Source organism: Ralstonia sp. 110700041-2 (genome assembly GCF_056280165.1).
Map to the genome: position 1 here is coordinate 1 of NZ_JBSFAI010000035.1, position 2,187 is coordinate 2,187.

Annotated in this window: 2 tRNA genes and 1 rRNA gene; all 3 read left to right on the forward strand. The window is 52.5% G+C overall.

Going from position 1 to position 2,187, the window contains the following annotated elements:
* Window positions 1-209: 209 nt before the first annotated feature.
* The 3 genes from ACUXH0_RS26365 to ACUXH0_RS26375 all read left to right on the forward strand — a co-directional run bounded on the left by ACUXH0_RS26365 (window position 210) and on the right by ACUXH0_RS26375 (window position 1,996).
* A 16S ribosomal RNA gene (locus tag ACUXH0_RS26365) occupies window positions 210-1,747 on the forward strand.
* 60 nt (window positions 1,748-1,807) lie between these two features.
* A tRNA-Ile gene (locus ACUXH0_RS26370) sits at window positions 1,808-1,884 on the forward strand.
* Between the two features lie 36 nt (window positions 1,885-1,920).
* A tRNA-Ala gene (locus ACUXH0_RS26375) sits at window positions 1,921-1,996 on the forward strand.
* Window positions 1,997-2,187: the final 191 nt, after the last annotated feature.

Below are 2,187 nucleotides of genomic sequence, written 5' to 3' on the forward strand. Positions count from 1 at the left end.
AACGCAGCGACGCGATAAACAAAGTTGATCGCGAAGTTCTTTAACAAGCAAACAGCCGATAAGTGTGGGCGCTTAATACTGGGTGCGGCGGATTTCGATCCGCTAGCTAACAAGTAATGAAGTGCTCGCACAGAAGTAAGGTTTGAACGAAAGTTCAAGTCAGATTCTGAGAGTGAGCGACCGCTCGTAAAGAGCGAAAACAGCAGATTGAACTGAAGAGTTTGATCCTGGCTCAGATTGAACGCTGGCGGCATGCCTTACACATGCAAGTCGAACGGCAGCATGATCTAGCTTGCTAGATTGATGGCGAGTGGCGAACGGGTGAGTAATACATCGGAACGTGCCCTGTAGTGGGGGATAACTAGTCGAAAGATTAGCTAATACCGCATACGACCTGAGGGTGAAAGTGGGGGACCGCAAGGCCTCATGCTATAGGAGCGGCCGATGTCTGATTAGCTAGTTGGTGGGGTAAAGGCCCACCAAGGCGACGATCAGTAGCTGGTCTGAGAGGACGATCAGCCACACTGGGACTGAGACACGGCCCAGACTCCTACGGGAGGCAGCAGTGGGGAATTTTGGACAATGGGCGAAAGCCTGATCCAGCAATGCCGCGTGTGTGAAGAAGGCCTTCGGGTTGTAAAGCACTTTTGTCCGGAAAGAAATGGCTCTGGTTAATACCTGGGGTCGATGACGGTACCGGAAGAATAAGGACCGGCTAACTACGTGCCAGCAGCCGCGGTAATACGTAGGGTCCAAGCGTTAATCGGAATTACTGGGCGTAAAGCGTGCGCAGGCGGTTGTGCAAGACCGATGTGAAATCCCCGAGCTTAACTTGGGAATTGCATTGGTGACTGCACGGCTAGAGTGTGTCAGAGGGGGGTAGAATTCCACGTGTAGCAGTGAAATGCGTAGAGATGTGGAGGAATACCGATGGCGAAGGCAGCCCCCTGGGATAACACTGACGCTCATGCACGAAAGCGTGGGGAGCAAACAGGATTAGATACCCTGGTAGTCCACGCCCTAAACGATGTCAACTAGTTGTTGGGGATTCATTTCCTTAGTAACGTAGCTAACGCGTGAAGTTGACCGCCTGGGGAGTACGGTCGCAAGATTAAAACTCAAAGGAATTGACGGGGACCCGCACAAGCGGTGGATGATGTGGATTAATTCGATGCAACGCGAAAAACCTTACCTACCCTTGACATGCCACTAACGAAGCAGAGATGCATTAGGTGCTCGAAAGAGAAAGTGGACACAGGTGCTGCATGGCTGTCGTCAGCTCGTGTCGTGAGATGTTGGGTTAAGTCCCGCAACGAGCGCAACCCTTGTCTCTAGTTGCTACGAAAGGGCACTCTAGAGAGACTGCCGGTGACAAACCGGAGGAAGGTGGGGATGACGTCAAGTCCTCATGGCCCTTATGGGTAGGGCTTCACACGTCATACAATGGTGCATACAGAGGGTTGCCAAGCCGCGAGGTGGAGCTAATCCCAGAAAATGCATCGTAGTCCGGATCGTAGTCTGCAACTCGACTACGTGAAGCTGGAATCGCTAGTAATCGCGGATCAGCATGCCGCGGTGAATACGTTCCCGGGTCTTGTACACACCGCCCGTCACACCATGGGAGTGGGCTTTACCAGAAGTAGTTAGCCTAACCGCAAGGAGGGCGATTACCACGGTAGGGTTCATGACTGGGGTGAAGTCGTAACAAGGTAGCCGTATCGGAAGGTGCGGCTGGATCACCTCCTTTAAGAGCGTGCATCCGACGTTAGGCGTCCACACTTATCGGTTTGTTTGATGTTACAGCCAAGGGTCTGTAGCTCAGGTGGTTAGAGCACCGTCTTGATAAGGCGGGGGTCGTAGGTTCAAGTCCTACCAGACCCACCAAGTTACGGACGGTGGAAGTTGTTCTCTGCCGTGACTGGGGGATTAGCTCAGCTGGGAGAGCACCTGCTTTGCAAGCAGGGGGTCGTCGGTTCGATCCCGTCATCCTCCACCATTACCTTTTGGTTACCAAACGCAAGCATCGACGCTGTGTCGATGGTGTTTGCGTTTGGCCTAGCCAAGACGAGCGTAAAAGTTCGGCTGTTCTTTAACAATATGGAATGTAGTAAAGGTGTCGCGGTGCGTTGATGAGACGCACACTCAAACGCGACACTGGGTTGTGATTGTATCAACCAGTATTACCAG